Source organism: Chryseobacterium edaphi, from assembly GCF_025628985.1.
In the GTDB taxonomy this organism is placed as follows: domain Bacteria; phylum Bacteroidota; class Bacteroidia; order Flavobacteriales; family Weeksellaceae; genus Chryseobacterium; species Chryseobacterium edaphi.
Genome location: NZ_JAOTEM010000002.1, coordinates 672594 through 686593, shown reverse-complemented (window position 1 = coordinate 686593; position 14000 = coordinate 672594). Strand labels below are relative to the sequence as shown.

At 34.7% G+C, this 14000-nt stretch carries 9 protein-coding genes; 7 read left to right on the top strand and 2 right to left on the bottom strand.

The features are described 5' to 3' along the window. Positions 1-9: 9 nt before the first annotated feature. Both NZ698_RS11430 and mfd read right to left on the bottom strand, forming a co-directional pair. Positions 10-933, bottom strand: coding sequence for a hypothetical protein (locus tag NZ698_RS11430; protein ID WP_263003238.1), 924 nt, complete (start codon positions 931-933; stop codon positions 10-12). Positions 934-1078: 145 nt separating this feature from the next. Then, a complete protein-coding gene (mfd, locus tag NZ698_RS11425) occupies positions 1079-4459 on the bottom strand; it encodes a transcription-repair coupling factor (protein WP_263003237.1) in 3381 nt (1126 codons plus the stop codon). Between the two features lie 254 nt (positions 4460-4713). On the opposite strand from mfd, the gene NZ698_RS11420 reads away from it, so the two are divergent. The 7 genes from NZ698_RS11420 (at position 4714) to NZ698_RS11390 (ending at position 13956) form a co-directional block, all read left to right on the top strand. After that, positions 4714-5106: a hypothetical protein gene (locus NZ698_RS11420; RefSeq protein WP_263003236.1), complete on the top strand. Its 393-nt coding sequence runs from the start codon at positions 4714-4716 to the stop codon at positions 5104-5106. Positions 5107-5284: 178 nt separating this feature from the next. Beyond that, a complete protein-coding gene (locus tag NZ698_RS11415) occupies positions 5285-5530 on the top strand; it encodes a hypothetical protein (protein WP_263003235.1) in 246 nt (81 codons plus the stop codon). 285 nt (positions 5531-5815) lie between these two features. Next, the gene (locus NZ698_RS11410) at positions 5816-7315 is read left to right on the top strand and encodes a GH3 auxin-responsive promoter family protein (RefSeq protein WP_263003234.1); all 1500 of its coding nucleotides are present in this window, start codon (positions 5816-5818) and stop codon (positions 7313-7315) included. 344 nt (positions 7316-7659) lie between these two features. Continuing rightward, a complete protein-coding gene (locus NZ698_RS11405; protein ID WP_263003232.1) occupies positions 7660-8022 on the top strand; it encodes a hypothetical protein in 363 nt (120 codons plus the stop codon). 94 nt (positions 8023-8116) lie between these two features. After that, positions 8117-9352, top strand: a complete 1236-nt coding sequence (locus NZ698_RS11400) for an MFS transporter (RefSeq protein WP_263003231.1) — start codon at positions 8117-8119, stop codon at positions 9350-9352. 89 nt (positions 9353-9441) lie between these two features. After that, positions 9442-11520, top strand: coding sequence for an FIDD domain-containing protein (locus NZ698_RS11395; RefSeq protein ID WP_263003230.1), 2079 nt, complete (start codon positions 9442-9444; stop codon positions 11518-11520). Positions 11521-11622: 102 nt separating this feature from the next. Beyond that, the gene (locus NZ698_RS11390) at positions 11623-13956 is read left to right on the top strand and encodes an FIDD domain-containing protein (protein WP_263003229.1); all 2334 of its coding nucleotides are present in this window, start codon (positions 11623-11625) and stop codon (positions 13954-13956) included. Positions 13957-14000 lie beyond the last annotated feature (44 nt).

Here is a 14000-nt window from a genome sequence, read left to right as displayed (position 1 = left end):
AAAAACAACTTATAAAGCCTTATAAATATATTTCTGGGCTTGACCCTGATCTGAAACCGGATAATTCATCGAATCATAAATATAAGTAAAATCACCACTTACCAATGGAGCTGGTACCGATCCGATAGGTGGAAATACAATATTGAAACTCTTAACATTATTAGCTGACAAGGATTGAAAATTAGTAGGATGTACCAAACTCCACATTACAAAAAATGTCTTTGGTAAAGTTGTATACGGGTTTATCTTATCATCGTAAAGAGGATAATTATATGTACCTGCCGACATTAAAGTGGACATATTCGGAACACCAGTTGCACTTGTTGTTCCATTTTCTGCCACCACTTTTGTAATATTATCACCTGTATTAGTAAAGGTATAATTGGTAAACTGAATGTAGGTAGTCCCAGATTTTTTCTTCTCAACAATCTTTGTCATTTTTCCGGAACTATCATAGGTATAGGTATATTCCATCCCGAAATGCGGAGCACCTCCCAAAGTTGTTTGGCAAGAAGTATAATTTATTTTTCCGCTAGAATCGTAGGTGATATCAAAATCATATGCAATATTATTAGCCGGAACAGCACCATTGATTTCCTGCCCAAATTTTACTTTTGTAATTTTTCCTGAGGTATACGTTGGTGTTCCAATAAAAAATGAAGTTGGACCACTTGCTTCTTGAAAAATAGCTTTCTGAAGGACATTTCCAGTGGTGACAAATTCTTGATTAGTCACATTGTTGACAACTATTTTATGTAAAATTCTTGGCCCTGTAATGGTAGGTCCAGTTGTGCCGCTACCACTACCACTACCACCTGTAGAGGGATTATTCGTATTATTGTTGATGGGATCGTTCGTTGTGTTATCACAAGAAGAGAACGTAAAGCTAAGAAGTAATGCCGCCACTACTTTAAAAAAGTTTTTTCTGATCATAGTTTTTATTTTTAATCGCACAAATATAATTAATTTTCAACACGAGCTGAGTTATTTTAAATATTTAACAAAAAAAATCTAAAAACTTTCGCTTTTAGATTTAGATTATGTTAAATGATTCGAAATTCTGAAATAAAGATTAATCCTAAATATCAAGAATAGACTTTAGCAAAACATTCACCTCATCTACATTTTGCACCCCATCTTTTCTCATCATCAGCTGATTACCTTCTTTACCGATTTTCTCTTTAAGTTGCGCTTTGGCAGGATTTTGAGTTAGATAATTAATGATATGTCTGAATTTATCGGTTTGATAAAACTTGTCTTGCGGATTGTTCGGGAAATAACCGAGAAAGATTCCGTTTTTCATGACGATTTTTTCAAATCCAATATCTGCAGCCAACCATTTCAGAGCAACACTTTTTAATAAATTGATAGCTTCAGAAGGCAAAGCTCCAAAACGGTCTGTCAATTCAGATTCAAATTTCTGAAGGTCAATTTCATTATCAATTTCAGCTAATTTTTGGTACAATAACAATCTTTCTTCCGTGCTAGAAATATAAGAATCGGGAAGCATCAATTCAAGATCTGTATCAATATTGACTTCTTTTACTGTTTTAAATAACTTCTGACGATCCGCTTCATTTTCAAATAGATTTTCAAAATCTTTATCGTCTTTCAATTCTTCCAATGCTTCTTGCATCATTTTCTGATAGGTTTCGAAGCCCATTTCGTTGATAAATCCGCTTTGTTCGCCACCCAATAAATCTCCTGCCCCACGAATTTCCAGATCCTTCATCGCAATCTGAAAACCACTTCCCAAATCTGAAAACTGCTCAATTGCTTCAAGTCTTTTTCTTGCATCAGAAGTTACCATATCCAATGGCGGTGTAATCAGATAACAGAACGCTTTTCTGTTGCTACGTCCTACTCTTCCCCTCATCTGATGAAGATCTGCCATTCCGAAACGTTGCGCATCATTAATAAACATCGTGTTCGCATTCGGAACGTCTACTCCACTTTCTACAATGGTTGTCGCCACCAAAACGTCATACTTCCCTTCCATAAAATCAAGGACGTTTCTTTCAAGCTGTTTTCCTTCCATTTGTCCGTGACCAGTAATGACTCTTGCATCAGGAACCAATCTTTGAATCAATCCTGCAATATCTTTCAGATTTTCAACCCTGTTGTTGATAAAATAAACCTGCCCGTCACGCTGCAATTCATACGAAACTGCATCACGAATAATTTCTTCACTAAAACCAACCATATGCGTTTCCACAGGCTGCCTGTTTGGCGGTGGCGTTTTAATCACCGATAAATCTCTTGCAGCCATTAATGAAAACTGTAAAGTTCTCGGAATCGGCGTTGCAGTGAGAGTCAGCGTATCTATATTGGATTTTAATGTTTTTAATTTATCTTTTACCGCAACACCAAATTTATGCTCCTCATCAATAATTAATAAGCCTAAATCTTTAAATTTCACTTTTTCAGAAGCCAATTGATGGGTACCAATAACGATATCAACTTTTCCGTCTTTTAAACCTGCTATCGTTTCAGATTTTTGTTTTGCGGTTCTGAATCTGTTTAAATAAGAAATATTCACCGGAAAATCTTTCAATCTATCCTTGAAACTTCTGTAATGCTGAAACGCCAGAATTGTAGTGGGAACCAAAATCGCAACCTGTTTTCCGTCTGTCGCAGCTTTGAAAGCAGCACGGATCGCAACTTCCGTTTTTCCAAAACCTACATCTCCACAAACCAGTCGATCCATCACGGTTTCGGCTTCCATATCATTTTTCACATCGATGGTTGCTTTTTCCTGATCGGGAGTATCTTCGTAGATAAAACTTGCTTCCAATTCATTCTGAAGATAAGAATCCGGTGTATAAGCAAATCCTTTTGCAGTTTTCCTTTCCGCGTATAATTTAATTAAATCAAAAGCAATCTGCTTGACTTTGGCTTTTGTTTTCTGTTTTAAAGATTTCCAGGCAGGTGAACCTAGTTTGCTCAAAACCACTTCTTTTCCGTCGGGACCGTTGTATTTTGAAATTTTATGGAGTGAATGAATACTTACATATAATAAGTCTCCATTTTTATAAGTCAGTTTAAAACATTCCTGAATTTTTCCGTCGTTATTCACTTTGACCAATCCCATGAATTTTCCGATTCCGTGGTCGATGTGAGCGATATAATCTCCTACTTTTAACGACATCAGATCTTTCAATGTCAATTGTTCAGATTTGGCAAATGTGTTTTTGGCTTTGTATCTTTGGTAACGGTCAAAAATCTGGTGATCAGTATAGACAAGAAGTTTGTGATCAGAATCTACAAAACCTTCGTGAAGTTCAGATTTAAAACTTTTAAATGAAATTTTAGAAGAACCTGACTGAGAGAAATCAATATCTTCAAAAATAGATACTAATCTTTCTTTCTGTTTATCGGTTGCAAAAGAAATCCAGGTTTCAAAACCCTGCTGTTGTTTTTCTTCTAAATCTTCAATCAGCAGCTCAAAATTTTTATGAAACGACGGTTGCTGTATCTGGTTGAGCTGGAGTGTTTCAGAATTTGAAAGTTCGAGAGTTTGCGGACTAAAATCTATGGTTTTAAATTTTTTATAATCAAATAAAAATTCTTCATCCGAAATAAACAATTCCTGCGGCGTTCTGTGCGAAATATCTTTGCTTAAAGTTTCATATTTTTCCAAAGATTTTTCATAAAAACTTCTGATTTTGTTTAAACCTACAACCGCATTTTTAGATATCACAAAACTGTCTTTCGGTAAAAGCTCAAGCAAAGAAACACGATTTCCCGAAACTGAAAAATTCATATTGGAAACCAACTGAAAATCTTTTACTTTGTCAACAGAAAGCTGAGTTTCTATATCGAATGTTTTTATATTTTCCACTTCATTTCCAAAGAAAGTAATTCGATAAGGCTTTTCATTTGAATAAGAAAAGACATCTACAATTCCTCCACGCACAGAAAATTCTCCCGGCTCAGAAACAAAATCAGTCTGCTGAAACTGATAATGCGAAAGCAATTCATCCACAAAATCAAAATCGAGCTGGTCGCCTACTTTTATATGGTGAGAAATCGCTTTAAAATCTTCCTTCTTCAAAACCTTTTCCGACAAAGCTCCCATATAAGCAACAATGATCTTCGGAGATTTTTCAGAATTTATTTTATTGAGAACGTCTGTTCGCAAAACCAAATTGGCATTCTGAGTTTTCTCAACCTGATAAGGTTCGAGATGGGTTGCCGGAAAATACAAAACCTTTTCTTTCCCAAGCAAATCTTCCATTTCGGTATTGATGTACAGAGCTTCTTCTTTATCATCTACAAGATAAAGAATAGTCTTTTTTCGTGTAAGAAAAAGTTCGGCAGTAAAAATAGAAACTGAAGAACCTGCACTTCCTTTCACGGAAAGATGCTGATGATTTTCAAGTTGCACAAAAATTTCTTTTCCGAATTCTTTTTTCAAAAGATCAGGAAGAAAGCTTTCTTTTATGGTTTTTAAATGCATAAAAATTAATATGGGTATAAACGACAAAAGCGATTTCGGGAGAATTCCGAAACCGTTTTTAGCATTACAAAGATAATGCTATTTTTTCTTTAAGCTAAATTGAAATATATTCAAATAAGGAATGATCAACAGTAAACTATTATAAATCACAATTTTTCATTAAAACCCTAAAAAAAAGTTAAAAATAAATCACTTTGAAACCTGCGGCACAATGTTTGAAAAGTCTTCTCCCATAAACCGAAATATTAAATATTATGAAAAATGTAATCAAAATTTTAGGCGTTTTTATGCTGGTAATGTTCACGGCAATCTCATTCACTTCATGTAGTGATGATGACGATCCGGCAAACAATGATTTCTTTGCAGGAACGTACAAAGGAAGTATCTCTTACAATGATGGCTCTAGTAACATATCCACAGACAACGGAAGTGTATTTGTAACAAAAATCGCAAGCGGAACAAAGTATAATTTTGCTTTCTCAAACAGTATTCCTGATCTGAACGGGGTAGAATTTGAGCAACAAGGTGACAACACTTTAGTAAGTGTAGGTTCTACAGTAACATCTTACATCAGAATTGACAACAATGATTTAAAAATCGCTTACGCAAAGGATGGAAAAATCTGGACAGCTAACTGTACAAGATAACAAACTATTCATACATATCAGAAACCTGTTTCTCTTTTGGGAAGCAGGTTTTTTTATATTTAAAATATGTTTAATCTTTTTTTAATCTGTGATAAACTTTAGTTAAGTCCACAAAAATAGATTTTCATGTCAAGATTTTACATAAATTTACTTAAACAAAAACAATAAATATCTACGAATGAAAAAATTTCTTACGGCAATGTCAATCGTTTTAGGATTAGGACTTGCAAATGCCCAACAAGCTGTTCCGGCTACAAAAGCTGCAGTAAAGCAAACAACGAAAACTGTAAAGGCCGCAAAACCGGAAGCTGCAAAACCAGCAGCAAAGCTTAAAAAAGATGGTACACCTGACAAAAGATTTAAAGAAAATCAAAAATTGAAAAAAGACGGAACGCCTGACAAAAGGTATAAAGTGAACAAATAATCAACATTAAAAAATGTTGTCTTTTCATAATCAAATTTCGAAGAACCGATGAATTTTATTCGTCGGTTTTTTTGTGATTAATTGTGCAAATAATATTTAAAATTTGATCTCTTGCGGATTTATCTGATTATGCAGATTTATTTTCACCTAACAATCTGCATAATCTGCGAAATTTAATATATTTTGAACCTAAAATTTTCATTTAATAAACGATTGAAAATTCAGAAATCACTATTTAATTTAAAATATTTGATACAATTCTGTACTTATTTATAAATTTGAACCATGTTAAACTTCTTCAAGAAAAATGCGGCACTGATCTGGGCAAAAAAACATGTGCAGAAAGCAAATGATTTTAAGCAAAATGCAGAAAAAAATCAGGAAAGGCTGCTTTTGGGTTTGGTTAAAACTGCCGAGAAAACACTTTTCGGAAGAGAACATCAGTTTGAGAATATTAAATCTGTTGAAGATTTTCAGAAAAACATACAGATTGCAGACTATGAAGATCTCAAACCTTATATCGAAAAGGTAAAAAAAGGACAACGAAATATTCTCTGGACAGAAACTCCGGAATATTTTGCCAAAACTTCAGGTACCACATCAGGTTCGAAATATATTCCGATCTCAAAAGAAGGAATGCCGTTTCAGGTTGCGGGAGCTCAAAGTGCTTTATTCCATTATATTTCAAAAAAAGGAAATGCAGATTTCGTCAACGGAAAAATGATTTTTCTTCAGGGAAGTCCGGAACTCGAAGAAATTTTCGGCGTAAAAACCGGTCGCTTATCAGGAATCGTGGCGCATCTTATTCCAAATTACTTACAAAAAAACCGTTTACCAAGCTGGGAAACCAATTTGATGGAAGACTGGGAAGCGAAAGTCGATAAAATTGTGGAAGAAACGGAAAAGGAAAACATGACTTTGATTTCCGGAATTCCGCCTTGGTTGATTATGTATTTTGAGAAGCTGATTGACAAAAACGGCAAAAAAATAAAAGAGCTTTTTCCAAATCTTCAACTCATCGTTACAGGCGGCGTCAATTACGAACCCTATCGTGAAAAGATGGAAGAACTTTTGGGAGGAAAAGTTGACATTGTACAGACATTTCCTGCTTCTGAAGGTTTTTTCGCATTTCAGGATGATTATACGAAAGAAGGACTTTTACTTTTGACCAATCACGGAATTTTCTACGAATTTGTTCCGCTGGAAGAATACGGCAAACCGAATGCTCGACGATTGACTTTAAGAGAGATTGAACTCAATAAAGATTATGCGTTGATTTTAACGACAAACTCAGGATTATGGGCATATTCTATTGGTGATGTTGTAAGATTTATTGATAAAAATCCGCACCGAATTTTGGTAAGCGGAAGAACGAAACATTTCACCTCCGCTTTTGGTGAACATGTGATCGCTTTTGAAGTAGAAGAAGCAATGAAAGCAACGGTTGAGAAATTTCCAGCACAAATCACAGAATTTCATCTGGCTCCGGAAGTTAATCCGCAAGAAGGTTTGCCTTATCATGAGTGGTTTATTGAATTTGAAAAGGAGCCGGAAAATTTAGATTTATTTAAAAATGAACTGGATGACCAGCTGAGAAAACGCAATACTTATTATGATGATTTGATTTCCGGAAATATTCTTCAGAAATTAAAAATCAGCAAGCTTTCAAAAAATGCATTTCAGGAATATGCTAAATCTGAAGGTAAACTGGGCGGTCAAAATAAAATTCCCAGATTAGCAAATGATAGAAAAATTGCGGATATTTTGTCACGAAACGTCATTTAACTTTTAGTTTAAATCAAACATGTATATTTAGAAAAACTTTTTTATGAAATTTTTAATTGCAGTTTTAGTCTCACTTACATGCTGTTGCCGGAGTTACCATTATTACTGTGACTCTAATTAATTTGATAAGAGTAGATTCAGAGACTTCTTCACTTGACGACTATAAGTATCAATTGGATTAGTGAAATACGGATTGATCTAAAAAAAATAAGAATTAAGATATCTTGATATTGAATAAAATCCGGAGCAAAAACTATTGATTTATAAAAATTTAAACACATTTTTTGGATTATAAAAACATATATTCAAAAAAATTGATAAATTTGAAAAACTAAAATTTTATAATGAAAGCATCTGTACTTTTAAAATCATCTTTACTAACAGGTTTATTTGTCATCTCATCTTGTGCTACCACAAAGTACAGCGAAAACATTTCAACAAATAATTATTCAAATCTTGAAGCAGGAAAAATGTATGTTGTAACGCCAAGAGACGGATCTAAAAAACAGACCATTCTTTTCAGAAATATCAGTGGTGATAACATTATCGGTACTGCAGGAAAAAAAGACAGTGCTGAAGTAGTAATTCCTAAATCAAATATTGCATCTGTAAAAGACAGATCAAAAGCAAGAGTTGTAGGCGGAGCGGTTGTTATCGGTGCTGCTGGAGTTGCTGCAATCGTTATAAGTTCTTTGAGAGCTGACTAAAATAGATTTTATCTTTCGGAAGAAATTTTTATTATCTTTTGAAATCTCAACATAAAGATAGCCCTGAATGAATATTTAGGGCTATTTTTGCGGAATGATTTCTCTTAGCCCGCTCAAAACTTTAGAAAATATAGAATTCAGGAATCTTCTTACAGGAAGATTTTTTATTGTTTTGGCATTCAGAATGCTTGCCACATTACTTGGATGGTGGGTTTATCAATTAACAAAAGATCCTTTTTCTATTGGTTTAATCGGACTTTCGGAAGTAATTCCGGCGGTAAGTTGTGCATTATATGCAGGGCATGTGATTGATATGAACGAAAAGAAGAAATTACTGCTTATCTGTACTTATCTTTATGTTTTTCTGATCGGATTGCTTTTGGTTCCGGCATTTTTTAATGTTGAACTACATTTTACAGGACACGAAATTACCTATTACATTTACGGAGTTATTTTTTTCACAGGAATTGTAAGAGCCTTTATTGGTCCGATTGTTCCGTCGATGATTCCGAAAATCGTACAGAAGGTAAATCTTCCAAGTGCAATAACATTAAATCAGGGTACTTTTTTGATTTCATCGGTTTGCGGACACGCTGCGGGAGGATTTTTGATTGGTTTAGTTGGTGTAAAATGGACATTGATTGTAATTATTTCCTTAATTTGTGTTGCTTCTATCTTTTTTTGGCTACTCAATAAGCAGTTTTCAGAATATAAAAAAGAAGAAATCAAGGTTTTAGAAAGTATGCGTGAGGGAATTTCCTATATTTTTAAAACGAAAGAAATCCTTGGAGCGCTTTGTCTAGATATGTTTGCTGTACTTTTTGGTGGTGCAGTCGCAATGATTCCCGTTTTTGCGACAGATATTTTAAAATCCGGCGCAGAAGGTTTCGGATTTCTGAATGCAGCTTCAGATATTGGTTCGATGATTATCATCGCTACGCTTTCTATTATTCCTTTAAGAAAAAATCAAGGTAAAGTTTTACTTGCTGTTGTTGCCGGTTTCGGACTTTGCATTATTGGCTTCGGTTTGTCACATTATTATTGGTTGTCGTTTATGTTTCTGGTTTTAAGTGGAATGCTTGATGGAATTTCTGTTGTTATTCGCGGAACTATCGTCCAGTTGAAAACTCCGGATCACATAAGAGGGAGGGTTTTAAGTGTAAATTCGATCTTCATCATGTCGAGCAACGAAATGGGACAATTTGAGAGCGGGCTCGCTGCAAAACTCCTTGGAGTTGTACGTTCGGTGGTATTTGGAGGAAGCATGACTTTACTCATCGCATTGATTGTAGGAGCCACAAATCATAAATTAAGAAAAATGCAATATTAAGACATAATCAACGTTCTACTTAAATATCTTTTAAAACCTTAACCTAAGGTTAATATTTTTTTTATATTTGTATTAAAAATTTTTCGAAAATGAAAAAAACTCTACTCATTTTTTTATTGATACTGTCTCAAGTATTTTCTGCACAGTCAGATTGCCCCACAGCGATTACCGTATGTGGAAACTCGGGTATATCGTATACGCCTACAGGTCCAGGTAGTATTCTGGAGGATCTGCAAGGATGTCTTTCCACAGACGAACATTTTTCGGTTTGGTATACGTTCACTATAGCAACTGGCGGAACATTAACATTTACCATTGATCCTAACAATTTTACGGATGATTATGATTTTGGAGTATATGGGCCAAATAAACCTTGTGGAACCCTAGGTGCACCAATCAGATGTAATTATTCCGGAGCTGACGGACCAACTGGTTTATCTACTGATGCCACTAATCCCAACGGAGGTGGAGGAACAGCTCAGGGTCAATGGAGCAGTGCTATGAATGTACTTCCTGGAGAAACTTATTATCTTGTTGTTGACAACTTTTTAAGTTCAGCAAACGGATTTACATTAACATGGGGTGGAACTGCTACTTTAGCATCTCCATTTAATGATCCGGGATTGATCACAAATCCATTTATTGCTCCAGGACTTCCTAATGCAAACCCTACTTCTCCTAATGAAGTTATAATTTGTACAAATCCCGCAACATTTAATTTCAGCTCATTAACTCCTTCTATTATTAATGGCAATGCAAACTTTACTGTTTCTTATCATTATAATACGAATGACCTTTTGACGGGTTCTAATCCTATCACAACTCCTATTATTGTAAATACTACAGATACTTATTACTATAGCATTACTTATACAGATCCGACAAATCCGAGTAATCCTATCAATAAATGTAAGCAAACCGGTGAGTTTAAATTTAAGGACGGATCTATTGTGGCTACAGATGCAACTCTTACAGAATGTAACAATAATAACGAGGGAACAGCTGTGTTTAATCTGACTACAGCGAATGTTATCAATATCCCTACCGCTACCAAAAAGTATTATCCTTCAATGTTTGATTTGAATGCAAATACTAATGAGATTACCAATCCTTATCAGTACCTATCTGCAGGAGGATCAGTTTTCGTACTGGTAACTTCTCAATTTGGGTGTACAGATATTGCAGAAATCAAATTAAACTTCTTTCCGGTTGTTGTAGTGACAGAAGCTACATTAAGAGCTTGTTTTATCGAGACAAATCCTTCAACAGGTTTATTTAATTTGCAAAATGCTAATGTAACAACATTAGGTGGTGCTACTAAAAAATATTATCCGTCTGCAACAGATGCAATTAATCAGACTAATGAGATTTTAAACTTTACAAATTATATTGCACCAAACGGAGTGATTTATGTGAGAGTAATGAGTGGAGATGGATGTTATACCGTGGCGAAAGTTAATTTGGTTGTAATTCCACCGGTATATTCTACTGTATTGATTGATAAAGTAATTTGTATTGAAGATAAAACAACATTGGATGCAGGACCTGGATTTACAGGATATGAATGGAGCACAGGAGCAACGACTCAAACGATATCAAATGTAGGAGTAGGAACTTATTGGGTTAAATTGAAAACAGGAGACTGTATAGCACTTCAAAAAGTTAAAGTCTATGCGACTGAGCAACCTGTAGTTTCAAACATTGATATTACGAACAATTCTGTTACGGTGAATGTTGTAGGTGGAACGCCGGCTTACCAATATTCATTGGATAATACACATTGGCAGGATTCTAATATATTCACAGACCTTACAAGAGGAGATTACACAATTTATGTAAAAGACGTATATGACTGTAATCCTATAGAAGTGAACTTTTTGGTTCCAAATATGATCAATGTTATCACACCAAACGGAGACGGAATCAATGATGTTATTGACTATTCTGCTTTAAGTAGCAGATCTAATTTGGTATTAACCATCTTTGACAGATACGGTACTAAAATTCATCAGGCAGATAAAACAAATAACTTCACTTGGGACGGAACTATAGCCGGTAAAAAAATTCCTACAGGAACATATTGGTATTCCGTAACCTGGAACGAAAACAATAAAAATAAAACACCTATCAAATTCTCAGGATGGGTAATGGTAAAAAACAGAGATTAATCTCTGTGATAATAACAGTAAAGAAATCGCAATTTTGCGGTTTCTTTACATTTTATACCTCATTGCATTATTTTGTTTAAATTTGCTTTAAATTCATTTCACATGAAAAAATTATTACTCTTTTTTGTTTTAATAACTTCACAGTTATATTTTTCACAATCAGATTGCGTCACAGCGATTCCAGTTTGTGGAAACTCCTCCTTTTCATATACACCTACCGGTTCAGGATCAGTTGATGAAGATTTACAAGGTTGTTTATCTAGTGATGAAAATTACTCTGTATGGTATTCTTTTACTATAGCAACTTCAGGAACACTGACTTTCACTATAGATCCTGCGGTTTTTGCTGACGATTATGATTTCGGCGTTTACGGTCCCAATCTTACTTGTGGTACTTTGGGCGCTCCTATACGATGTAATTTCTCCCCAGCAGACGGCCCTACTGGTCTTTCTTTGACAGCAACCGATCCCAATGGTGCGGGTACCCAGTGGAGCAGTTATATGGATGTAGTAGCAGGACAAACTTATTATTTAGTCATTGATAATTACCTCAGTACATCTAATGGTTTTTCATTAAATTGGGGAGGTACAGCTACTTTAACTTCGGCATTTAACAATCCCGCACTTACCCCAAATCCATTTATAACTCCTGGTACACCAAGTGCAACCGTTGGTGCTCCCAACGAAATATTGAAGTGTGCATTGCCAATGCAATTTGACTTCACAACGCTTTCTGCAGGTATCATCAATGGAAATACTAACTTTACAGTTACATATCATGATACTGAAAATAATGCCATCACAGGAGCTTCACCACTTACTACTGCACTTATAAATGGAACTACAGTTTATTATTACAGACTTAAATATACAGATCCTGCAGATCCAAACAATCCTATAAATGGATGTTTCCAATTAGGGATATTTAAATTTAAACAGGGAAATATTGTCGCATCTGACGCCACAATTACAGCTTGTAATACAAATGGCTTTGGGACTGGAACATTTAATCTCACGACGGCAAATGTGTTTGGAGATCCAACTGCAATAAAAAAATATTTCCAAACATTAAATGATCTGAATGCGGGACTTAATGAAATAACAAACCCTACAGCTTTTGTTTCTGCAGCACCAAAAACAGTTTTTGTAAAGGTAACTTCTTTAGAAGGATGTACTGATATAGCTGAAATAACATTACAATTCTTACCGGCTCTTCCTGTTACTAATGCAACAGTTCTTACTTGTAATAATAATATTACAGGAAGTGGTGTTTTTGATTTGACATCAGCAAATGTGTACACAGGAACAAATATTACTAAAAAATATTATTTAACTTTTGCGGACTTAACTGCAGGAACAAATGAAATCCCAAATCCTGCAACATTCACTTCAGGTGTTCCCAAAAAAGTTTTTGTAAAAGTTATTAATAGTGCTGGCTGTACCGGTAATGGTGAGCTAACATTACAATTTTATCCTACAGTAATTGTAAATTCTGCAACAATAGAGTCTTGTTATATACCTGCAAATATTACTACTGCAGTTTTTGACCTTACAGCTGTAAACGTAACCTCTCAAACAGGCGTTACAAAAAAATATTACACTACTCTGGCAAATGCTACTGCAGACACTAATGCGATTCCAAATCCTTCATTATATATTACTACAAATAGTGAAGTTTTTATCAAAGTATTTAATTCAGATGGCTGTTTTTCTATTGCTAAAGTTACGTTAAAAGTTTTACCTCCTGTAAAATCTACAGTTCTAAAAGATAAAACAATCTGTATTGAAGACAGAACTACTCTTGACGCCGGACCAGGATTTGATGGTTACGAATGGAGCACAGGTGCAACTACGCAGACAATTCAAGGTGTACCTGTAGGAACATATACGGTTACATTGAGAACAGGAAAATGTTTTACAGTACAACAAGTGAATGTTTATGCTTCACAACAACCTGTGATTGCAAGTTTAGACATTACTAATAACACCATTACAGTAAATGCAACAGGCGGAACAGCTCCTTATGAATATTCTTTAGACGGAACTACCTGGCAGAACTCAAATGTATTCACAAATCTTCCAAGAGGTGAAAACAAAATTTACTTAAAAGACTCATTCGATTGTAATCCTATCTTGGTTCAGGTAACAGTACCAAACTTAGTCAATGCGATCACACCGAATGGAGACAATGTAAATGATGAACTAGATTATACATCTTTAGCTTATAAAAAAGATTTAGTCTTAACAATTTACAACAGATATGGAAACAAAATCTACCAGTCTGACAAGATGAGAAATTACAAATGGGACGGTACTTCCAGCGGTAAGAAAATCGTTACAGGAACATACTGGTACACCATTACATGGGGCGAGAATGACGCAAACAATACCCAAACGAAATACAGCGGATGGATATTGGTAAAAAACAGAGAATAAATATCTTTTCATATATTAAAATCACCTCAGCAATGAGGTGATTT

Coding starts and splice junctions, on each gene's coding strand:
- NZ698_RS11430 (WP_263003238.1), bottom strand. CDS start 933: ATGATCAGAAAAAACTTTTTTAAAGTAGTGGCGGCATTACTTCTTAGC.
- mfd (WP_263003237.1), bottom strand. CDS start 4,459: ATGCATTTAAAAACCATAAAAGAAAGCTTTCTTCCTGATCTTTTGAAA.
- NZ698_RS11420 (WP_263003236.1), top strand. CDS start 4,714: ATGAAAAATGTAATCAAAATTTTAGGCGTTTTTATGCTGGTAATGTTC.
- NZ698_RS11415 (WP_263003235.1), top strand. CDS start 5,285: ATGAAAAAATTTCTTACGGCAATGTCAATCGTTTTAGGATTAGGACTT.
- NZ698_RS11410 (WP_263003234.1), top strand. CDS start 5,816: ATGTTAAACTTCTTCAAGAAAAATGCGGCACTGATCTGGGCAAAAAAA.
- NZ698_RS11405 (WP_263003232.1), top strand. CDS start 7,660: ATGAAAGCATCTGTACTTTTAAAATCATCTTTACTAACAGGTTTATTT.
- NZ698_RS11400 (WP_263003231.1), top strand. CDS start 8,117: ATGATTTCTCTTAGCCCGCTCAAAACTTTAGAAAATATAGAATTCAGG.
- NZ698_RS11395 (WP_263003230.1), top strand. CDS start 9,442: ATGAAAAAAACTCTACTCATTTTTTTATTGATACTGTCTCAAGTATTT.
- NZ698_RS11390 (WP_263003229.1), top strand. CDS start 11,623: ATGAAAAAATTATTACTCTTTTTTGTTTTAATAACTTCACAGTTATAT.